General features: G+C 63.6%; 5 protein-coding genes. All 5 read right to left on the bottom strand.

What is annotated here, in order from left to right; all coding sequences use genetic code 11:
• Window positions 1-9: 9 nt before the first annotated feature.
• From R1A29_RS11025 to R1A29_RS11005, 5 genes are read right to left on the bottom strand one after another with little or no spacing between them, the layout of a single operon-like run.
• The gene (locus tag R1A29_RS11025; RefSeq protein WP_438301468.1) at window positions 10-216 is read right to left on the bottom strand and encodes an MbtH family protein; all 207 of its coding nucleotides are present in this window, start codon (window positions 214-216) and stop codon (window positions 10-12) included.
• Window positions 213-887: a hypothetical protein gene (locus tag R1A29_RS11020; RefSeq protein ID WP_438301467.1), complete on the bottom strand. Its 675-nt coding sequence runs from the start codon at window positions 885-887 to the stop codon at window positions 213-215. The genes R1A29_RS11025 and R1A29_RS11020 overlap by 4 nt, the downstream gene beginning before the upstream one ends.
• A complete protein-coding gene (locus R1A29_RS11015) occupies window positions 884-9,979 on the bottom strand; it encodes an amino acid adenylation domain-containing protein (protein WP_438301466.1) in 9,096 nt (3,031 codons plus the stop codon). The genes R1A29_RS11020 and R1A29_RS11015 overlap by 4 nt, the downstream gene beginning before the upstream one ends.
• Entirely contained in the window at window positions 9,976-14,088 is a 4,113-nt protein-coding gene (locus R1A29_RS11010) for an amino acid adenylation domain-containing protein (RefSeq protein WP_438301465.1), read from the bottom strand. The genes R1A29_RS11015 and R1A29_RS11010 overlap by 4 nt, the downstream gene beginning before the upstream one ends.
• Entirely contained in the window at window positions 14,085-23,084 is a 9,000-nt protein-coding gene (locus R1A29_RS11005; protein ID WP_438301464.1) for an amino acid adenylation domain-containing protein, read from the bottom strand. The genes R1A29_RS11010 and R1A29_RS11005 overlap by 4 nt, the downstream gene beginning before the upstream one ends.
• Window positions 23,085-23,832 lie beyond the last annotated feature (748 nt).

Raw genomic sequence — 23,832 nt, 5'->3', positions numbered from 1 at the left:
TCACCTTTCTTATTGGAACGACACCGATGACTGCTCGCGCAGAGAACGCGGGCGCATGTCGATCCAGTGCTCATTGATGTAATCCAGACAGACCTGACGTTCGCCACGCATCCCCGCCGCGCTCCAGCCGCTGGCCATCGGCTTGCCCGCCGGCCACAGGGAATACTGACCCTGAGCGTTGATCACCAAATCGAATTGCTGCTGTGCGTCATTCATGTCGTTTCTCCTGTTGGATGGGACTGCAGGTGCCGGACCAGCCCTTGTGCGAGATGGTTGAACAGCGCACGCCGTTGTTCGTCAGTCTGGGCACAGGCCCAGACGTAAACCCGCGCCGACGCTGCGCAAACCTGCGCATACGCATCGGCGTCGTCAGCCGCGAAGGCCCGGGACGAGATTTCAACATTGGCGGTGGCATGGGCCTGAGCGAACGCCGAGGCGCTGGCGTCGGTATTCAGTTGCGCGTAATACACCGCGAACGCCTCGGCATCGCCGAAGTGCTCGGCGATCATCGCGGTGTTGCTCGGCGCGAGGCCGTAAGTCATCGCACTGGCATGGGCCTGAGCGTACGCCGCGTCATAGGCATAGGCCCGTCGATACAGCGCCAGCAACACCGGTTTGAGGGTGGCCCGCCACTCGCCCTGACGCCCCGACAAACCGAGCGCCGCCCGTTGATGCAGGCTTTGCAGTGCGAGCAGCGCCGGCCGGTGTTTCGGCAATGCCTCGCACAACATCGGCACGACAACATCGGCTTGCCAACGATGAATCGGACGAAGCGACTGCGTGTCCTCGAACTCGTGAATCCGCTGACGCAGGACTTCGGACTGGTCTTCACACAGTACCTGCGCCAAGGTCGGCAACCACCGGGGCATCACAATCGGCGCACTCATCTCGACGGTCCCTCCGTGCCAATGACCTCGGCCAGCATCCGCGCCCAACGGCCCGCCACGATGCCGTAGTGGTCGGTATCCAGTTGCTGCCAACTCTGCAACTGCGGCAGCAAGGCCTGCCAGTTGCGTTGCAGGTCATTCATGTTCCAGGCGTTGCCCACCCCATAAGGGTTGGCGTGCCCCGCGATGAACATCTGCACCTGTGTGTTGCTCAGCGCTGGAGGCCGGAAGTCGACCATGCTGGCCATGTTATTGCGACAGCACACCGTCAGCCGTTGCAAATAAGCCTGACGTTCCTCGGACAGCGCCTGCCCTTCGACGTCAGGCCAGCGCTGGGCGAACTCACGCTGGAACACCTGTTCGATGGTCCGCTCGTCAATGCCGGCCAGTTCCGCACCGGCATCCGGCGCGGGTGGGTCGATCAGATACAGCAGCGGTTGCCTGAAGCCTTCAGCCTGAGCTTGCAGACACAGTGCCTGCGCCACCCAGGCCCCGAACGACCAACCCGCCAGGCGCCAGGCGCAACCGTCCGGAATGTGGGCCTTGATCGCCTGAAGATACCACCGGGCCCGCTCGACAATGCTGATGTTCGGCAGCGCCGGCACACGCAACGCAGGATCTGCGATCACGCAGACACCCAGTTCCGTCGGCAGCGTCGAAACCAGTTCCCGGTAGGCCTGAACATCGCCGCCCACCGGATGGATCAAATACAGCCATTCGCGACCGGCGCCGCCATGCCACTGATCGATCCGCACCGCGTCGTTCCAGCTGTGCGGCGCATCTGCTGAGGCCTCTGCCGTGGAATCTGCCACCAGCTCCAACACCTCGTTCAGGCTGACCTTGTGGCTGAACTGCGACAGCTGGAACACCTCGCCGGTGGCCGCTTGCAGTTCATCGATCAGGTCCAGCAGGGTCAGCGAATCCGCACCCAGGTCGTACAGCGAATCGTCGTCCTCCAGCTCAACAACGCCGAGCCATTTGCACAGGCATTCACGCAGACGTACGGAAAGATCCACGCCCTTCGGCATTTCGACCTGCGCGACAACGGCGCCATGGCGAACCGGATAGAAACGCCGCGCCGTGTCGATGCCGGTGGTGGAAACAAGCAATTGCGGCAACTGCGTCGCCATCGCCAGATCGAACACCCGACACCCCTCTTCGGCCGACAAACCGACCGTCAGATGTTCCTGATGCGCAGCATCCCCGCCGTTGCTGGTCGTGGCCATGCCGATGTCGCGCCAGATGTCCCAGTTGATCCCCAGACGCAGGCAAGCCTTGGCCGTGTCCGGACGGTAATGCGCGAAGCCGTCGAGCACACCGCTGGCTGCCGAATAATCCAGATGCCCCGCTCCGCCGAACAACGCCGACATCGACGAGCAGTACAGGACGAAGCCCGGCGAAAGCTGTTCGATCAGGCTTTCGACCGCGAGCATGCCGCGAGTCTTGGCGGCCATCGCCTCGGCCATCTGCCGGGCATCGCGGTGACGAATCAGGCTGCCCGCACCGACACCCGCCGCGTGAATCACCCCAGCCAATTGACCGTAGCGCCGGGCCAGTTGATCGAGTACCTGCGGCCAGCGTGATAGATCGGCGATGTCCGCCTGAAGGCAGTCGATTCGCGAGACGTAGGCCGCGAGTTCTGCAGGCAATTCACCTTGACGGGAGAGCAGCACCACACGCCGCGCAGGTGCCTGCAGCAGGTGTTTGCACAGCGTCCGACCGATTCCGCCGGTGCCACCCAGGACCAGAACCGTGCCGTCTTCCGGCAGCAGGCTGGAAGACGTGGTCGGACCCGGTAATGGCTGAGCGATCAACCGTGGCTGCCACAGGTAATCGTCGCGCACCGCCATCCGCCGAGGCAACGCCGCCGGATCGCCGAGCAGCGCCGCCAGCTCTGCGGCCTGCGCATCAAGGTGCGACGACGGCCAGTCCAGCCAGTGGCAACGCACCGGGTATTCCTGGGGCACCACTTCGCAGATCCCGGCCAGTGCCACCAACTCGGGACGCCGAACCTCGCCATCCACCGGACACGCCTGCCACGACATCAGCCACAACCGCAGTCGTGTCGTGCGCACGGTTTGCCCCCAGGCCTGCATCAGCGCGCTGACCGTGTCCAGACAGGCCCACTGCGCCAGATCCAGCGATTGCTCGTTGACCGCGCCTGAGACCGCCAGCGGCAAGGTGTGCAGCCAGTCGAGTTCGCCGGGTTCAGATTCTGTGACCTCGGTGAGCAGACGGTTCAGGGCTTCGGTGTCCAGCGGGTCCAGCTCGAAACGATCTGCGCCGAGTTGCTTGAAGCCATTGCCGGTGCGGACTTGAACCACGCGTCGATAGACCGTTCGCAGATGTTCCAGCAATGCCGCGCCGGGTGTTTCATGGCTGCAAAGGATCAGCGTTTCTCGTTTGGCATCAGATGCCTTCACACTCAGGCGCAGGACACGTACCCATTGCCGCTGATGAAACCACTGCGCCAGCGGCTGCCGCTCGATACCTGCGGAAACAGGGGCAACGATTTCGCCAGCAGGTTGAAACCGATAGGTCTGGAGATCAAAAGACGACGGCTGCAAATCCCAGGGCGGCGGTGCCGAGCGCTGTGGCCACTGGATATGGGCGCCTTCGTACCAGGCCTCCAGCAATGCCTGCGCTGAATGATCACGGGCGATCAGTTGTGCACCCGACGTGGAGATTTCCTTGATCGCTGTCGGTTGCAACGGAATTTCGTCACCCGGTTGGCAGACCATCGCAAAGCGCCAGCGCAGCTGGCGGCGACCAGACTGCAAGTGCCGCAGCAACGCGGTGTGCTGGTCTGGATGCGTTTGCATGTGTTCGCGAATCACCGCGATATCGCGCAGCAGTTCGGATCGGCTGTGGGCCGAGATCATCAGCAGTGGCAGCGTTTCCTCGACCACTTCCTGCGCCTTGGGTGCGGCGCCGACAATCACATGAGCGTTGGTCCCACCAATCCCGAAACTGCTGACACCCGCCAGACGCCGCCGCCCTTCCGGCCACGGCCGCGATGCAGTGGGAACATAGAACGGCGAATGCTCCAGATCAATCTGCGGATTGATCCGGCCAAACCCGAGGTTCGGCGGCAGCACGCCATGGAACACCGCCAGACTGGCGCGAATCAGCCCCACCACCCCCGCCGCCGCGCCCAGATGGCCGATCTGGCTTTTCACCGAGGCCAGCGCGCAACTGCCGGCCGGCGCCTCGCCGAAGGCCTTGGTCAACGCCGCGACCTCGATGGGATCCCCCAGCAAGGTGCCCGTGCCATGGGCTTCGATGTAGCCGATGTCAGCGCCAGTCAGTCCGGCGCGGCTCAAGGCATCGCTGATGACCGCGCTCTGCCCGGCCACCGACGGCGCGGTGTAGCTCATCTTGGCCCGGCCATCGTTGTTCAGTGCAGAGCCTTCGAGCAACGCGTAGATCCGGTCGCCATCCGCCCGCGCCCTGGCCAGTGGCTTGAGCACCACCACGCCATAACCACTGGCGCCGATGGTGCCGCTGGCGTCGTCGCTGAACGGGCGGCACAGACCGTCGGCGGAAAAGATGTGCTGCGAGCGATGACGGTAGCCATCGGTCAGGGTCGGGTCGATCAGCACGCCGGCGGCCAGCATCACGTCACTGTCGCCCTGACGCAACATCGAACTGGCCATGTGCACGGCGATCAGCGAGCTACCGCACGCCGCCTGCACGCTCAGGGCCGGGCCGTTGAGGTCCAGGTGATACGCGGCTTTGGTCGCCAGAAAGTCCTTGTCGTGATGCAGCGCCATCTGGAAGCCGTCCGGCAGGTCGCCTTCAGCGGTCTCGCGCAGCATCTGCTGGAAGTAGGTGGTTTCGCCGCAACTGGCGATCAGGCCGATACGCGGGCCGTCCGCCGACGGGACGATGGCCGCGTGTTGCAGGGCCTGCACGCAACCCATCAGCAGATGCCGCTGTTGCGGGTCCATCAGGCGCGCTTCCTGGCGGCTGATGCCGAAGTATTCGGGGTCGAAATCGAGCATGCCGGCCAGTTGACTGCGGGCGCCGACCAGACCTTCTTCGGCGGCAAAGCGTTCGATGCCCAGCTCGTTACCCTGCACCATCGCCCAGAACTCGGACAGGTTCCGCGCCCCGGCCACATTGACCGACATGCCGATGATCGCCACCGGCTGATGACCTGCATCGGTTTGCCGGACACGCTCCACTGCTGCCACCGGGGCGGTCGACAGATGCGCCGCCAGACGCCGTATCGTGACGTGTTCGAACAGGTCGGCCATCGTCACCTTGTGCGGCAGCTCTTCGGCGTAACGGCCATGCAAACGCATCAGGCCGAGACTGGTGGCGCCGGCCTCGAAGAAGGTCTGTTCCGGTTCGATATCACGGCCAATCACGTCCCGGAACAGCTCGCTCAGTTGCCGCTCCAGTGCAGTCAATTGCACAACCGGTTGTGGCGTACTGCGACGCTCCAGCGCCTCACCCACATTCGGCAAGGCCTTGCGATCGATCTTGCCGCTGGGGGTGCGTGGCCAGACGTCGATCCGCCGATATTCATCGATCCGCACATGGGCCGGCAGTCGATGCGCCACCTGACGATCCAGCTGTTGCGACGTCGCAGGCTCGCCGTCAAGTTGCAGCCAGGCGATCAGGCGCGGCGGATCGCTCTGAACCGCCACCACCGCGTTGACCACTTCCGGCACCTGCATCAGCGCCGCTTCGATCTGCCCCAGCTCCAGACGATGGCCACTGAGTTTGATCTGCTGGTCGTCACGTCCGAGGTAATGCAGGCAGCCCTGGGCATCGGCCCACGCCAGATCGCCGGTGCGATAGAACAAGCGGCCCTCTGGCAACTCTACAAACCGCTTGGCATTCAGATCAGCGTCAGCCAGATAGCATCGGGCAACCATCGGCCCGGCCACCAACAGATAGCCGCGACTGCCAATGGGCACCGGGAGATCAAACTCATCGACCAACAGCAACCGGGCATTGCCGACGGCATGACCGATCGGTGCACGCAACGGCCAGTCACGGGGCACCGCAGGCAATCGCAAGCCACTGACCACATGGGTTTCGGTCGGGCCATAGTGATTGAACAACGAAGCCTGCGGCATACCGCCGAACCAGTTGCGCAGCGCATCGGTACAGAGCAATTGCTCCCCGGCGGTGATCACTTCGCGCAATGCCGACGGGTAGATTCCCCGAGCCACAGCGGTTTGCGCCAGATGCTGCAACGCCACGTACGGCAGGAACAACCGCTCGATCCGCGCCCCGACCATGTAATCCAGCAACGCCTCGGCATCCTGACGCCAGCGCGGCGTGATCAGGTGATAGCAGCCGCCCCCGCACAGGGTGCTGAAAATCTCCTGAAAGGACACATCGAACGACAGCATGGAGAACTGCAGGGTTACCGCTTTCGCCGGCAACTGCCCTTCCGTGCGCTGCCATTGCAGCAGGTTGCACAGGGTGCGTTCCGACACTTGCACACCTTTGGGCGTGCCGGTCGAGCCGGAGGTGAACAGCGTGTACAGCGGTCGCTCACCCGCGTGGCGTGGGCGCTCGAACGCTTCGGCACCGACGTGCAAATCAACCCGGTGCACGGCGAATCGTCCGGCATTCAGATCATCGAGCGCGGCCGCCGTCGTGTCGCTGAACAGCACACAATGAGGTTTTGCCTGTTCCAATACCTGACGCTGGATCGCCACCGGATAAGCGGGATCCAGCGGCACGGCGGTCAGGTTGAGTTTGGCCAGGGCCAGCAGGGCGACGATGTGCTCGACCGAGGCATCGAGGAACAGCACCACATGCAGCGGCGCATTCCCAGTCGGCAACGGATGGCGCTCAACCAAGTCAGCAGCCAGAGCGTCAGCCAGCCCATTCAGCTCGCCATAAGTGAGGCGGCGCTGACCTTGAACCAACGCAACCGCATCCGGCGTGCAATGCACCTGATGCTCGAACCAGTCCGCCAGGGTGTTGAACGGCAACTCACCCTTCGGACCTTCACTGGCCGAGGCCAGACCCTGTCGATAAGGCCCCAGCAGACTGTCGAGCGTCGCCGCCGGGCTGTCCAGCAACAGGTCCAGACCACGGCGGAACAACGCATTCACCGTGCTCATCTGTCCGGCATCGAAATAGCTGCACTGATATTCCCACCAGCACTCCAGCTGCGAGCCGCTGCCCACCATCAACAAGGTCAGCGGGCACTTGGCGTGCAGGTGTTCGTTGAACTCAAGGGTCGCGCGCAGGCTGGAGTCAGCCAGCGCCGCGTAATCCGTGTTTTCCAGCACGAACATGAAATCGAACAGCGCAGTATTCGACGACAGCCGCAGGTCTTCGACCAGATCCGCCAGCGCCACATCTTGCAGCGCCAGCACCTCGCGCACGGTGGCGGTCTGTTGATGCAGCTGTTCGCTCAGGGTCACTGTGTGGTTTACGGCGGTGGGAATCAGCACGGTGTTGGCGAACATGCCGACGCTGTCCTCGAACTCAGCCAGGGGCCGGTTGGCCACTGGACTGGCGATCCGGGGTCGCTCGCATCCGGTCAGGGCGTAAAGACTCCAGGCGAAGACACTGAACAGCACTTCGAAACGGGTCAGTCGCTGTTGCGTGCAAAAGCGTTCGAGGGCGGCGCTGCGCACCGCGCCCAGGGGTTCGCGGTACAACCTCGCGTCCGGGCTGACCGGGCGCATCGGCATCAACGCGGGCGATGGCTCTTCCCGATGACGATGCAGCTCGGCCAGGGCTCGCCGCTGGTCACGGTAATGCGGATCGACGCTCCACTGCCGCTGCCACTGGCCAAACTCCAGCGTCGTCAGATGGGCTGCCGATTCAGTACTTTCGCGACCTTGCACAGCGTCGGCATAGAGCTGCTTCAGGTCGTCGAACAGCAGGTTCACCGACCAGCCATCGACGATGATGTGATGCAGATTCAGCAGCAGCCGGCAGTTGCCATCGGCGAACGGCAACAGCCACGCCTGAAACAGGTTCGGCGTACTCAGGTCGAACGGCGTGGCGAACACCAGTTCCGCGAAGGCCTGCCAGTTGTCTTCTGTAAAGTGCCCGACGGCAAATGTGCGACAGGCCGAACCTTGCTCGGCAATCACCTGATCAAGACCATCGCCCCCCGATGCGAATGCCGTGCGCAATCCGGGATGGCGCTTCACCAGACGGTCCACGGCCTCGCCCAGTGCCGCGACCTCGACACCGGCCACCAGATGCAGGATCAGCGGCACGCTGTAAGCGGTCGAGGTCGGCGTACGTTGCTGCAACAGGCACAAACGACGCTGTTCGGCGGTGGCGGGCAAGCGTGCGGCGCGACTGATCCCGGGCGCAGGTGGATAGATCGAATCGCCACGCTCTCCCAGCAGTTGTCCGGCCACTAATGAGAAAGACTCGTTGAGCAACGTGTCGAGGGGGATCTCGCGCTGCCAACGGTTACGAATTGCCGAGCGCAAACGCATGGCCTTGAGCGAATCGCCGCCGCTGCCCAGCCAGTCGTCCTGCGCACTCAGGCCCGGTTGGCCGAGCAGCGAACGGGCCTGATTCAGCAACCAGTCCAGCGTCGGCGAAGCATTGTCGTTTTCCATCGCCGCCGTGACTGGATGCCACGGATTCAGCGGCTGCCCCAGCAAGCTGTCGCGATCAATCTTGCCATTGGCCGTCAGCGGCAAGCGCTCAAGCAAGAACAACTGATGCGGCCGCATATACGGCGCCAGTTGCGCCCGCAGATGGGCTTCGAAGGCGTGATAGTCCAGCTCCCCGCGGGGAACGATGAACGCCAGCAACTGATGATCTTCCGCCGCCTGACGCCGGGTGCAGACATACACCTGCGCCACGCCCGGATGCTCCAGGATCCGTTGCTCCACCTCCCCCGGCTCGATGCGAAAACCACGAATTTTCACCTGACGGTCGACCCGCCCCAGACACTCGATCAAACCATCGGCATTGCAGCGCACCAGATCACCGGTGCGGTAATGGACGTGCGCGCCACCGTCGAGGTCGGGCAACCGCACAAACTGGCGAGCCGTTTCTTCGGGCCGGTTGCGGTAGCCACGGGCGACGCCGCTGCCACTCAGATACAACTCACCCACCTCTCCCGCCGGCACCGGCCGCTGCTGTTCATCCAGCACCTGTACGCCGGTATCCGGCAACGCTCGGCCAATGGGCGCCAGGTCACCGGTAAAGTCGCGGCTGATCGGCCAGCACAGGGCAAACGTGGTGCATTCGGTGGGGCCATAGACGTTATGAATCCGGCACTGGCTTTCAGGATTGGCTCGATACCATGCACGAACCGCCGCAGCACTGATCTGCTCTCCGCCGATCAACACCTGACGAGCGCTGGCAAAGCACGACGGCCATTCGGCAATCAAGGTATTGAACAACGACACCGTCATGAACAGGTTGTCGACCTGCGTCCGCTCCAGCACCTCGGCCAGCCGTCGGGCATCCAGCACGTCTTCGTCGGCGATCATCACGCAGCAACCGCCGTTGAGCAGCGGCGCCCACAGCTCGAAACTGCACGCGTCGAACGCCGGGTTGGACAGGCAGGCAAACCGGTCGGCCGGGCGAATCTCGATATAGCCGTCGGTGTGCGCCAGGCGAAGCAGACCGCGTTCGCCGACTTCCACGGCTTTCGGAATGCCGGTGGTGCCCGAGGTGTAGAACAGGAACATCACCTCGGCGAACTCTGCGGTCAGCGCTTGTGGCGGAGTGTCCGGCTGATCAAGCAAGGCCTCGACACTGGATTGCCACAATGAAAGCGACCACTGAGGTTCTTCGTTCAGGGTAATCAGCCCCACGCACGCCGCATCCGCCAGCATCAACTCCCGACGCTTGAGCGGACTGGCACGGTCCAGCGGCACAACCACGGCGCCGATCTTCAACGCGCCGAGAATCGCCGCCAGCCATTGCCAGCAACGTGGCATGCACAACGCCAGCGACTGGCCGGGCCCGACCCCGCGAGCCTGCAACCCTCGGGCGATGCGCTCGCTGGCGCTGGCCAGTTCGGCGTAAGTCAGGGTTACCGAGCCGTCGATGACGGCCGCAGCTTGCGGATTGCGCCGCACTTGCCCGGCAAAACGCGTGAGCAATGTCAGGTCATTGGACGCACTCATCATTTCGCCTCCTGCGCGGCGAAGCGTTGCAGCTCCTGCCGGATGATCTGCGAGACCCGATGGATTTCCGCGCTTTCGAGCATGTCCCAGTGCCCGCCGCTGACCAGTTTCGCCAGATAGCCGCTACCGGAGCGGCGACGCCAGAAGCCGCGCAGTTCATGCAACTGATGGCGGCTGAAATCTTCCCGCGCCTGGATCAGCACCACACGCCCGGCGCGCGGCGCACATTCATAGGCGGCCATGGCCAGCCGGTTGTGGTTGTAGATGTGGAAATAGCGCTCGACCTGGGCATCTTCAATGCCGGGGTACATGCCGTTGAAACGCACCAGTTTGTCGCGGAACTCGGCCATGTCCACGGTGCCGATCTGCTCGCGGAAACCCGGATCATCGCTTCCCTGGGTGTCGAGCAGCACCACGGTCACCTGACGATGCCCGGCCGCCGTCAGCAACCGAGCCATTTCATAAGCCACCAGACCACCGAACGACAGCCCCGTGAGAATTAACGGTTGATTGGTCAGCGGTTCGATCAGGCGCAAGTAAGCTTCGGCCATCGCCTCGACCGTCGGCTCGGTGCTCTCGCCCTGATTCAGCCCCGGCGATTGCACACCGTAGACGCCAGCCTCGTCCGGCAACACCTTGGCCAGCGACAAGTAGCAGAACGCCGTGCCGCCCGCCGGGTGAATGCACACCACATTGCTCTGCCCCGCGCCGCGCCGGAACTCAATCAGATTGCCCTGCGCCACCGCCGTGTTCGCCCCGACCCGCAGCCAGCCGCCCAGCGCTTCGATGGTCGGGTAACTGAGCACCACGCGCACCGGCATTTCAACCGCGAACACCTGGCTGATTTCATGGGCCATTTTGATCGCGGCGATGGAGGTGCCGCCGACGTTGAAGAAGTTGTCGCGGATGCCGATCTGCGGCACCAGCAGCAGGCGTTTCCAGATCTGGTACAGCGTCAGTTCGATGTGATCGCGCGGGCTGCTCAGGTTGACCTGACGATTGACCATTTCCTCGTCCGCCATTCCTGTCAGCGCGGCACGGTCGACCTTGCCATTGGCGGTCAGGGGCAAGGCGTCGAGCCACAGATAACTGCCGGGGACGACCGCTCGGGGCAGCGTCATTGCCAGATGGGCCTGCACCGCCGCTTCATCCATCGACTCGGCGACCACGCAACACGCCACCAGTCGCTGATCCTGCGCCGCCTCGCCGACCATCAGCACCACAGCGCTGCGGATGCCGGGAAACGCTTCGAGCCGGGTTTCGATCTCGCCCAGTTCCAGACGCACGCCGCGCAACTTGACCTGGAAGTCGTTGCGCCCGAGAAACTCCAGTTGGCCGTCCGGGCGATAACGCGCCAGATCGCCACTGCGATAGAGGCGATCCCCTGCCACGAACGGATTATCGATAAAGCGCTCGGCACTGAGCTGCGCCAGCCCCAGATAACCTCGAGCGACGCCGACGCCGCCAATGTGCAATTGGCCAGTAACACCCACCGGCACCGGCTCGTCGCGGTCATCGAGTACGTAAAAACGGTTGTTGGAAATCGGCCGGCCGATCGGCAGTTGCCGGGCCGGGACTTCGGCGCCGGGCTCAAGGGTCCAGATGCTGTTGATCACCGTGGTTTCGGTCGGGCCGTAGACGTTGTGCAGCCGCGCATGGGGCAGGCGCTCCTTCAAACGCCGGGCCAGGGCGGGCGGCAGTTCACCGCCGCCGCTGAACACATCGGTCAGCGAAGCACACAGGCTGACCTCTTCGACTTCCAGAAACAGCTGCAACATCGCCGGCACGAACACCAGCGCCGTGACCCGCTGCTCGCGAACTTCGCGCGCCAGATACGCTGGTTCGTAATGTCCGCCGGGCTTCGCAATGATCAGACGCCCGCCAGTTGCCAACGGCCAGAACGTCTCCCAGGCCGAGGCATCGAAACCGAACGGGATCTTGTGCAGCATCGCTCCCGCTTCACCGCAGACCTGCAAGCACCACAGCAGCAGATTGCTCAGGCCACGGTGCGCGACCATCGCGCCCTTGGGCAACCCGGTGGTGCCCGAGGTGTAGATCACGTAGGCGAGATGGTCAGGGGTGACGCCGACATGGCGTGGATCGAGATTATCCGCCGGCAACGACGCCCAGCTCGCGGCATCTTTTTCGAGGTCGAGAATCGGCGCTTCCCAGGTCGAACCTTGTACAGCCTGACGCAAAATCCCGTGCGCCGAGCCGAGGGTCAACAGCACCGCCGGCGTGCTGTCGCCGAGCATGTGGCTCAGGCGTCCCAACGGATAATCCGGATCCAGCGGCACATAGGCGCCACCGGCCTTGAGCACCGCCAGCAGCGCCACCGGCAACTCCAGCGAACGTTCTATGCATACCGCCACGCGCACGTCCGGGCCGACGCCCAGCGTGCGCAAGTGCCGCGCCAGTCGGTTGGCCCGGGCATTGAGTTCGGCGTAGCTCAGGGATTCGCCCTCGAACACCACTGCGCAAGCCTGAGGATTGCTCGCGGCCTGAGCCTCGACCAACTGATGCACGCATTGCGCCGGTTGCGTCAGCGGCGCGGTGCGGTTGAAGTCAACCAGCACCCGCTGACGCTCAGCCTCGTTCATCAACGGCATTGCATTGATCGGTTGCTTGGCGTCGGCGGCGATCTGCTCAAGTAGATGACGGTAATGCCCGCTCAGGCGTTCGATAGTCGAGACGTCGTAGAGGTCGGTGTTGTATTCCACCAGCAAGTCCAGCCGCCCTTCCCGCTCGACCCATTCAAACGCCAGGTCAAATTTGGCCGTGGCGCTGCTGGTGCCATATGGCGTCAATTCCAGATCGGGCATCCGTACGCCGCTGCCGGGGGTGTTCTGCAGCACCAGCATCACCTGGAACAGCGGCGAATGCCCCGGATCGCGCTGCGGGTTGACGGCCTCGACCACGCGGTCGAACGGCACGTCCTGATGAGCGTGGACGTCGAGCATCTGGCCACGCACGTCGCGCAGCAGTTCGGCGAAGGTCTGCTGCGGATTCAGGCGCTGACACAGCACCAGCGTGTTGACGAAGTGACCGATCAGCGGCTCGACTTCCGGGCGATTGCGGTTGGCGAACGGCGTGCCGATGCATAGATCCTGCTGACCGCTGTGGCGCCACAACAGCACTGCCAGCGCCCCCAGCAATACGTTGAACAGCGTGCCCTGGGTCTGCCGGGCCAGCGCCGTGAGTTCGCGCAACGTGCCGCCATCGACGGTGGAGCTGAAAGTGGCTCCGACATAACGCTGCACCAACGGTCGCGGCCGATCGGCCGGCAGGGTCGACAGCAGCGGCGCGTCGGCCAGGGTGCGACGCCAGTAATCGAGCTGCGCCTCCAGCGCCGCACCGCCCACCCTCTGGTGCTGCCAGCAGGCGTAGTCGGCGTATTGCACCGGCAACGGCGCAAGCGTCGAGGTTTCGCCACGCCGATAATCGCCGTACAGGGTCGCGACTTCCTGCAGGATCACGCCCATCGACCAGCCGTCGGCGATGATGTGATGCACGCTGTACAGCCACAGGTATTCGTCTTCAGCCACGCGCAGTAACGACGCCCGCAGCAACGGCCCGGTGGCCAGATCGAACGGCGCCCGTGCGTCCTGTTCGACGGCAAATCGCACTTGCTGCTCACGCTCTGCGGCCGGCAACTGGTGCAGATCCGTCACCGACAACGACAGCGGCATCGACGGGTGCACCACCTGACGCGGCTCGCCATCCACACTGCAAAACGTCGTGCGCAGGACTTCGTGACGGGCAACCAGTTCGTTCAGTGCCCGCTCCAGCAGCGCCACGTCCAGCCGCCCCTTCAGCGTCACCGCCGTGGGCACGTTGTAGAACGGGTTGCCGGGTTCCAGTTGATCGAGAAACCACAGCTGCCGTTGCGAGAACGACAACGGCCAGGACGCGTGTGCGCCGGCACGGCGGGGAATCACTGCGTCATCGCCGCCACCCAGCAACGCAATCAGTTCCTGTTTGTGAAGCTTGAGCGCCGCTGTCAGTTCTTCAGTGAGAAAACCGCGCGGCGCCTTGCAGCGCAGCCTGTCACCGTCCACCTCGAGCACCACGCCATAGCGAGCGAACAACGCCAGCAATTGATCGGCATTCATACTTCGAACTCCTCCATGTCTTCGTCGTCCAGGCTTGCGGTCACAGGCTCGATGGCAAATGCCTCGACCGGCGCGCGGTGTTGTTCATCGGCCGTGCGCAGCCCGCCGATCATCGAGTAGATCAACTCGTGGCTTGGCCCGAGATCGAACAGCGCCGTCAATTGCTGTTCCTCGACCGAGCCGATGCCGCACAGGCCCAGGCCCTGTTCGACGGCGGTCATGCTCAGCAACTGGGCCATTGCGCCGCTTTCGATATGGCAGAAGTCACGGCTGCGCTCGCCATACAGCGGGCGGATCGCAGCCATGTCGGCGATGAAAAACAGCGAGAACGCGGCGTTCTCGTACACCGGGCGATTGACGAAATAGTCGTAGGTGTCCGGGTCGAGCAGTCCGCTCTGGAGCGCCATCAAGCGATGCTGGCGAGGATCGTAGTAATACGCGCCGCCGGGCACGCCGATCACGCGATCCGGCTTGATGTAGAGATACGCCTGAATCGGGTACAACCCGCCCGCCGACGGGAACTGATATTTCACCTCACCGTCGAGTTGCCCCTGGGCCAGTGCCGCCAATACATGCGCAAAGGCTTGAGTCGCAATCGGCTGCTCGCCGAACTGGCGCACCGAGCGGTAGTCACTCAAACGCCGGGCGAACGCCGGGTCTTGCGGCAAGTCCAGTGCCACCTCGGGCAAGGCTTGAGCGAAGGCACGGCGACCGCGTTGCTCAGCCTTGAACTGTGCCCGTTGCTGCGGATCTTCGATGATGTCCTGCGGGGTCTCCGGCGTCTGCTGGATGTTGCCGATCAACTCCTGGCGCGCCCGGTTCTGGCGGTACATGCCGAGCAGATGCAGCAACGTCGGCTGGGCCAGCAGTTGCGCCACGTGCGGTCGGAACTGCAAGGCGCCGGACAAGGCGTTGCTGATCCTGACGATATCGATCGAGGTAGCGCCGAGGTTCAGCAGGTTGGCATTGGCAGCGATGGATTCGCGCTTGAGCACGCCCTGCACGATTTCCACCAGCCGCTGTTCCTGCGGGCCCTCGACTTCCAGCGTCGGGCCTTGTTCCTCGATTTGCTCAGGTTCCGGCAGGCGTTTCTTGTCGACCTTGCCGTTGGACGACAACGGCCAGGCTTCGACGAAGGTGAACGACGACGGAATCATGTACGCCGGCAGCTTGTCCGTCAGGTAGTCGGTGAAATCACTGGCCTGCAACGCCGGATCGGCCTTGAGCACATAACCCGCCAGACGCTTCTCGCCCAGCGTGCTGCCAAGAATCCGCACCACCGCGCTCTGCACGCCGGGATGGCGATTGAGCGCGGCTTCGATCTCGCCCAGCTCGATGCGATAGCCCTGGACCTTGACCTGATTGTCTTCGCGACCGAGGAACTCGATATTGCCGTCCGGCAGCAAACGGCCCAGGTCACCAGTGCGATAGAGCCGTTCGCCGGTCAGTGGATGGTTGAAGAAACTGCCGGCACTGAGTTTTTCATCGCGCCAGTAACCTTTCGCAAGACCGATGCCGCCGATGTACAGCTGACCCGCAACCCAGGTCGGGCGCACTTGCAGGGCTTCGTCCAGCACGTAGAAGCGCTGATGGTCGAGAGCCTTGCCATAGGGAATGCTGCGCCAGTCCGGATCGACGTGAGTCACCGGATAATAGATCGACCAGATCGACGCTTCGGTGGCGCCGCCGAGGCTGATCAGTTGCAGCTTCGGCTGCAACGCCCAGGCCCGCTCGGGCAGGGTCAGGGGAATCCAGTCGCCCGACAACATCGCCACCCGCAGGCTGGCAGGCAACGCGCCGCCCTCGCCCTCCACGTACTCGACCAGCATGCCGAGCAGCGCCGGCACCGAATTCCACAGGCTGACCTGATGACGCTTGATCAATGCAAGCCAGTGCGCCGGATCAAGGGTCAGTTGCGGGTCGAGGATGACCACCGCCGCGCCCACCGCCAGCGTGCCAAAGAAGTCATAGACCGACAGATCGAAACTCAGCGAGGAAATCGCCAATACGCGGTCGTTCGGGCCGACGGCAAAACGGCGGTTGATGTCGAGCAAGGTGTTGACCGCACCGCGATGGTCGATCACTACGCCTTTCGGCTGGCCGGTGGAGCCGGAGGTGTAGATCACGTAAGCGAGGTCGTTTTCGTTCACCTGCACCGGTTGCAGTGGCAATGCGTCGTTTGAGACTGCATCGGTCACGGCAATGGGCGTGACTTGCGCCGGCCATTCGACTTTGTCGAGCAGCGCCGGTTGGGTCAGGGCCAGGCTCGCCTCGGCCCGCTCCAGAATATGCCGCAGCCGTTCCGCCGGCTGGGTTGGCTCGATGGGCAGATAAGCGCCGCCGGCATACAGAATCGCCAGGGTCGCCACCACTTGCTCCCAGCCGCGCTCCATCACCACCGCGACCAACCGGTTCGGCAGCACACCCTGCGCTTGCAGGCGGGCGCCGAGTTGCCGGGCCTCAAAGCGAAGCTGGGCGTAAGTCAGCTGCCGCGCGCCGATCACCGCCAGTGCATCCGGTGTGGCGAGGGCCTGACGTTCGAACAGTTCGTGCATCAACGGCAGCGTTTGCTGAATGTCGACCGGTGCCGGCAACTGCGCCTGCGGCAGCAGTTGTGGCGTGTTGGCGCCCCAGGCCGCCGGCTCGCAGAGGCTGTCGAGCAACGCGTTATAGGCGACGAACATCTGCTCGATCATGCCTTGCGGGAACAGTTCGTCGATGCTGTCCCAGTTGAACAGCAGGCGTCCTTCCAGCTCCAGCAAGGTGTGGTCGAGCCACACCTGCGGGGTCTGGGTGATGCTGTGCATGTGTTTGGCATTCAACGCATCGGCCAGGTTGAATTCGGCCAGTTCCGGCGCCGCTTCCGACAGCGTGCTGTTGAACACGATCGGCATCGCCGTCTGCTGCACGCCCCGGGCCTGGGACAACTCACGCAGCACCCGCACACCGCTGACCACCGAATGGTCGATGTCACGCCAAAGCTGCGCCTGCACGGCGCGGGCCTTGTCGGTAAAGTTCTGCGCCCCGTCGATGCCGACTTCCAGCAGCACCAGCGAGGTGAAGTCGCCAATGATTTCGTCGACATCCGGGTGCAGCGGCATACGGTTGAACAGCGGCAGGCTCAGGGTGAAACGCGGGGTGCGACTCCACAGCGCGAGCACTTCGCTGAATGCGGTCAGCAGCATCACTGACGGTGTCACCGCAAACTGTTTGGCCACGGTTTTGAGTTGCGCCCACTGCGCCGCCGACATGTCGCGGTCACGGCGAGTGAAGTGCGGGTTGGCGATGCTTTCGGGTTGGCGCACCAGCGGCAGGTCTGGCGCCGGGGCCAGAGTAGTCACCCGCTCGCGCCAGTAGCCCAGCGCCTGCTCGTAGCGGCGCCCGTTGCGCAGTTGCTGTTCGGCCAATACGTAGTCGCGGAAAGTCAGGCCCGGTTCCGCCAGTTCCAGGGTCGGATCGACGTAGAACGCCATCAATTCCCGGGCGAGAATCTGCGTGCTCGCGGCATCGACGATCAGCGCGTCGAGGCTGATGTGCAGATGGGTAATGCCATCATCGAGCAGCGACAGGCTGAACTCGAACAGCGGCCAGCGACTGGCGTCCAGCACCTGATGGGACTGGCGCTCGCGGGTCGCTTCCAGCGTGCGCTGCGCCTCTTCGGCGGGCAATCCGCGCAGATCGCTGCGGGGCATGCGATAGGTCGGCACCTGCGCCAGCACCTGTTGCGTGCCGTCGCTGAGGAAAATCACGCGCAGCATGTCGTGGCGCAGGATCATGCGGTTCAACGCTTGTTCGAAACGCTCGGCGTCGAACTCGGGAATGCGCAGTTCTTCGTAACCATGGGCGCTGACGCCGCCGAGGCTGACCGTGGCCTCGCGACCGAACCAGTAGGCCTGCTGGATATCGGTCAGCGGGAAGGGTTCATGCCGATTGCCGCGATCCGACTCGATCTGGATGAAAGCCGGCTCGATACTTTGATCATCAGACGAAACCTGCGCCGCCAGATCCCTCAGCACCGGGGTCTGGAATAGGCTGCTCAGGGACAATTGCGCGCCCATGCGCTGGTTGATCGCGTAGATCATCCGCGTCGCCAGCAGCGAATGGCCGCCGAGGTCGAAGAAGTTGTCGTGGATGCCGACCCGCTCGCACTTGAGTACCTCGGTCCAGATCTCGGCCATTTGCCGTTCGATGTCGTTGCGCGGCGCCTCGTAAGTCTCCCCGGCGCTGCGTTCCGGCGCCGGCAGCGCCTGTCGGTCGAGCTTGCCGTTGCGGGTCAGCGGCAATTGCGAAAGCCGGACCCAGGCACTCGGGATCATGTGTTCGGGCAACTGGCGTTGCAGTTCGGCACGCAGGGATTCACTGGTCGCGGAGCCGACCACATACGCCACCAGACGCTTGTCCCCGGCCACGTCTTCACGCAGCAACACGGCAGCTTCCTGCACGCCGGGTTGCTGGTGCAACAGGCTGTCGATCTCGCCGAGTTCGATGCGGAAGCCGCGCAGTTTCACCTGTTGGTCGATGCGTCCCAGATACTGCACGTTGCCGTCGGCCTGGAACTTCGCGAGGTCGCCGCTGCGGTACATCCGCGCGCCCGGCTCGTCGCTGAACGGGTCCGGCAGGAAGCGTTCGGCGGTCAGGTCCGGGCGATTGAGGTAGCCCCGAGCCAGGCAGGCGCCAGCGATGTACAACTCGCCCGCCACGCCGAGCGGCACCGGATTCAGATGCTCGTCCAGCACATAGAGCCGCGCATTGGCGATGGGGCGGCCAATGGGCGGCGCGTCCGGCCAGGAGTCGGCGTCGTTGCAGTCAAGGCTGAACTGGCTGACCACGTGGGTTTCGGTCGGTCCGTACTGGTTGTGCAACTGCGCGCCGCCCAGTCCACGGACAAAACCGCGCAGCTCGTCGTTGATTTGCAGGGCTTCACCGGCGGTGATGATTTCGCAACCGCCGGCCGGGATCGGGGCATCGGCCTCGGTCAGGCCGGCGAGTTGCTGCAACACGGCGAATGGCAGGAAGGCGCGCTGCACGCCTTCGGCCACCAGGGTCGGGCGCAATGCGGCGAGGTCCTTGCGGCTGTCTTCGGTCATCAGCAGCAGGCTGCCACCCTGGCAGAGGGTGCTGCAGATTTCCTGGAAGGATACGTCGAAGTTCAGCGAGGCGAATTGCAGCACGCGCTGCGGTGATGTGGCTTGATCGAGTTGCCAGTTAATCAGGTTGTCCAGCGCACTACGGTTGTGGGCGACGCCTTTAGGTCGCCCGGTTGAGCCGGAGGTGTAGAGCACGTAGCCGAGGTTTTCCGGACTCACATTGACTTGCGGATCATCCTTCGGGTGCTGTGCCCACTGCGATGCGTCAGTGTCCAGGCAGCAGATCTGCGCCTCGTTGGCCGGCAGCCCGGCCATCAGGCTCGATTGCGTCAGCAACATGGTCGGCGCGGCGTCGCTGAACATGAATGCCAGCCGCTCGCTCGGATAAGCCGGATCGAACGGCACGTACGCCGCGCCGGCCTTGAGGATTGCCAGCAGGCCAATGACCATTTTCGGTGAGCGTTCCAGGCACAGGCCGACGCGATGTTCGGGGCCGACGCCTTGCTCGATCAGGTAATGCGCGAGCCGGTTGGCCGCTCGATTCAGTTCGCCGTAACTCAGTTGCTCACGGTCGGCGAGCAGCGCCACGGCTTCGGGTATTTGCCGGGCAAGGCTTTCGAAACGCGTCACGCAACCGGGCAGCGACGCGGTGTCCCGCGCGGGGCGGTTCCAGTCGTGAACGATCTGCTGGTGTTGTTCAGTGCTCAGCAGTTTGATCCCGGCCAGCGACTGCTCACGGTCCTCGACCATCTGCGTCAGCACCCGGCGCAGGTACTCGCCGAACTGCTCGACGGTGCCGCGTTCGAACAGGCCCGAGGCGTATTCCAGACCGCCGACGATCTGCCCGTCGCGCTCATGGAGCGCCAGTTGCAGATCGAACTTGGCCACGTGATGACTGCTCTCGACCGGCGTGACGTCGAGCCCGGTCAGCAGCAGATCGGAATCCTGATCCTGCTCCCAGGCGAACAGCACCTGGAACAGCGGACTGTGGGCCAGACTGCGCGGCGGGTTGAGCAACTCCACCACTTGCTCGAACGGCAGGTCCTGATGTTCCTGAGCCCCCAGCGCGACCCGCCGCGCCTGTTGCAGCCATTGCGCCACCGACGGCGAGCCCGATCGGGTCATGCGCAGGGCCAGGGTGTTGACGAAGAAGCCGATCAACCCTTCCAGTTCCTGCTGCGGACGGTTGGCCGATGGCACGCCGATCACCACATCGTCCTGTCCCGACAGGCGCGACAACAGCAGCGAAAAACCGGCCAGCAAAGTCATGAACAGCGTGGTGCCTTGCTGCATGCCCAGGGCTTTCAGGCGCGTGGTCAAGGCTTCGTCGAAGACCAGCGGGACAAAGCCGCCGAGGTAGTCCTGCACGGGTGGACGCTTGTGATCCGTCGGCAACTCCAGCAGCACCGGCGCGCCGGTAAGGGTTTCGCGCCAATAGCGGTTTTGCTGTTCCAGCACTTCACCGGTCAGCCATTGCTTCTGCCACACGGCGTAATCCACGTACTGCACGGGCAATGCCGGTAGCGGATCGTCGCGATCCTGCAACGCCGCTTCGTAGAGTTGCCCCAGCTCACGAGTGAGCACGCCCATCGACCAGCCATCGGAGATGATGTGGTGCTGGGTCAGCAGCAACACATGGTCGTCCGCCGCCAGTCGCACCAGACTTACGCGCATCAGGGGGCCACGGCTCAGGTCTAACGGCCGGGCGCCCTCCTCGTCGATCAATCGGGTGAGACGCTCTTGAGCATCGGGCCCTTGCAGATCGGTTACGGTCAGTCGAAGGCTGTGCGCGGGCGGTGAAACCTGCTGCCGCCCTTCCCCTTCAACGGCAATGAAAGTGGTACGCAGCGCAGCATGGCGCGCCACCAGTTGATTGAAGCTGCGTTCGAGCGCCGGCACATCCAGCAAACCACGCAAACGCAGGTTCAGCGGCATGTGATACGCCGCGTTGCCGCCCTCCATTTGCGCCAGAAACCACAGGCGTTGCTGGGCAGACGACAACGTTTGCGCGCCCGAGCGTTCAAGGGCCGTAATCGCCGGACGAGCCGCCACCTGACTGGCTTGCAGCCGCTCGGCGAAAAGTTTCAGAACGGGTGCGGCGAACAGCGTCGAAGGCGCAACTTCCAGCCCCAGCGTATGGCGAACCTGCGCCAGCACACGCATCACCAACAGCGAGTGACCACCGAGAGCAAAGAACTGATCTTCACGCCCCACTCGCTCGACGCCGAGCACCTCGGCCCAGATTGCGGCGAGCGCGGTTTCCATCGAACCCTGTGGCGCCTGATATTCCTGCTGATCGAATGCCTCGACGTCCGGCGCAGGCAAACCGGGCCGATCAACCTTGCCGTTGGCGGTCAGCGGCAGCGCGTCGAGGCGCACGAATGCGGTCGGCACCATGTAGTCCGGCAGGCTGATTTGCAGCTGCTCACGCAGAGAACGCGGACTCAGTGTTGTGCCCGGTTTTTCGCAGTAATAAGCGACCAGTCGAGGCTCACCGAGGCGGTCCTGACGCAGCAACACCACGCTTTCACGCACGCCTGCGATGTCCGCCAGCCGGGTTTCGATTTCCCCCAGTTCCAGGCGCAGGCCGCGCAACTTGGCCTGGGAATCGTTGCGACCGAGGAACTCCAGTTGGCCGTCGGCCAGATAACGCGCCAGATCTCCGGTGCGGTACAAGCGTTCACCCGCCACGAACGGGTTGTCGATGAAACGCTCGGCAGTGAGTTGCGGCAGGTTCAGATACCCCCGCGCCACGCCGACGCCACCGATGTACAACTCGCCCGCGACACCCTCGGCAACGGGCGCGCCTTGTTCGTCGAGCAGGTAAATCCGGGAGTTGGGCAATGCCCGGCCGATGGGCAACACCGCGTCGACCTGACTGTTTTCGGTGAATTCGAAACAGGTGCTGTCGATGCTCGCTTCGGTCACGCCATAGGCCTGGACGATCTGCACCCGCTCACCGCAGAGCCTGCGCAATTGTCGGGCGCTGTGAGCAGTCCAGATGTCCGAGCCGCAGACCACGGTGCGCAGGAACGACAAGTCATGGCCGGTCTCTTCGACCCAGGCCAGCAAAGGGTTGAGCAGCGCCGGCACGAAGTCGGCAAAGCCGATCTGCGCATCGCGCATCAAGCGATACAGGGCCGGCGGGTCCATCAAGGTGTCGCGGGGGCACAGCACCAGTGTGCCGCCAAACCCCAGCGCACGAATCAGATCGGCGCTGAACACGTCGAAGGAAAAACCGGCCATTTGCAGGTGATTGAGCGGCTCACCCAAGGCATAAAGTTGCGCCCAGGCAGCGCTCACCGCGATCAGCCCGCGATGCTCGACCATCACGCCTTTCGGGGTGCCGGTCGAGCCGGATGTGTAGATCACGTAGGCCAGGTGTCGGGGTGTAAGGCCTGTCGCATGAGGATCGGGATTGTCCGGTGACTGTGAAGCCCAATGCTTTGAATCGCCCAGATCGAGCACCGTGGTCGATTGTTCGAGCGCAGTCATCAGGACATGCCGCGCCTGACCGTGGGTCAGCACCACCGCTGGCGCGCTGTCGGCCAGCATGTGCGCCAGCCGCGCCTGCGGATACGCCGGGTCCAGCGGCACATAAGCGCCACCGGCCTTGAGCACCGCGAGCACGCCGACCAGCATCTCCAGCGAACGCTCAAGGCAAATCCCGACCCGCACGTCCGGTCCGACGCCAAGGCTGCGCAGATGATGGGCCAGGCGGTTGGCGCGGATATTGAGATCGCGGTAGCTGAGCGCCTCTGCTTGCCAACGGACGGCAATGGCCTCGGGGTTGCGCAGCACCTGCGCTTCGAACAGACCGTGCACACACAGATCGGTGTCGAACGGAATCGAGGATGAAACGTCGGGCTGCGCGGGATTCGTCCCACGCAAGGAAGTGTTGTCGAGCATCGGAGGCTACCGTCCATGACTGCATTATTTTTGTGATCAGGCAGAGACAGCACGCGCCCCGCCAGTCAGGCCCCGGCATCAAGTACCGGTTCGGTCATTCGAATTCAGGAAGATGGCGCGGCACGCGCATGCAGACTCGCGTCGCACGCAGGCACACAGGAAACCGGGAGGAGAAAGGCTGGCGAAGAACACCGCGGCGCGGTCCGCGCAGGCAGCTGGGGAGATGACAGAATCGTTGACGACGCCCGTCGCCCTGCTCATTGCATCGTCGATTGCAAACCGCGTGATCAATTGAAACCTCGACTTCCATTTGAGGGTCAACGACGAGGAACAACCTGCGCGGTGGGTGACAGCGCCAGGGTGGTCCCGATCGGCTGCGACTGCCGGGTCTGTGGACACACGGCAATCTTCTGGCGCCGGGTTTGTGACCCGAAGCGCCGGCGGATAATAACCACGTTTTTTGCTGGAGAGGCAAACAAAATGTAGGAAACTTGCGAAATAAATATCGGGTGTTTCCTACGCCATCGGAATGATGGCCAAGCGACCGGGTTGTCATAAATGCGCCAGCGCAAACCTGGCCGTCCTTCAGGCATCCGCCGCCTTAAAACCACGCAAAGACCCGGGCCTGACAGCCAGCCAGTCGTCACTTCAAACACAGCCTTCAAGCATCGCTAACAAGCGCTAACAACGCATAACTGGCAGTCGATCATGTCCCGGGGGCAGGATTGAAGCTCACCGCTGAGCGTCA

This window comes from Pseudomonas sp. NMS19W (assembly GCF_051554255.1).
GTDB lineage: Bacteria > Pseudomonadota > Gammaproteobacteria > Pseudomonadales > Pseudomonadaceae > Aquipseudomonas > Aquipseudomonas kribbensis.
This window is presented reverse-complemented; position numbering and strand designations above follow the sequence as displayed.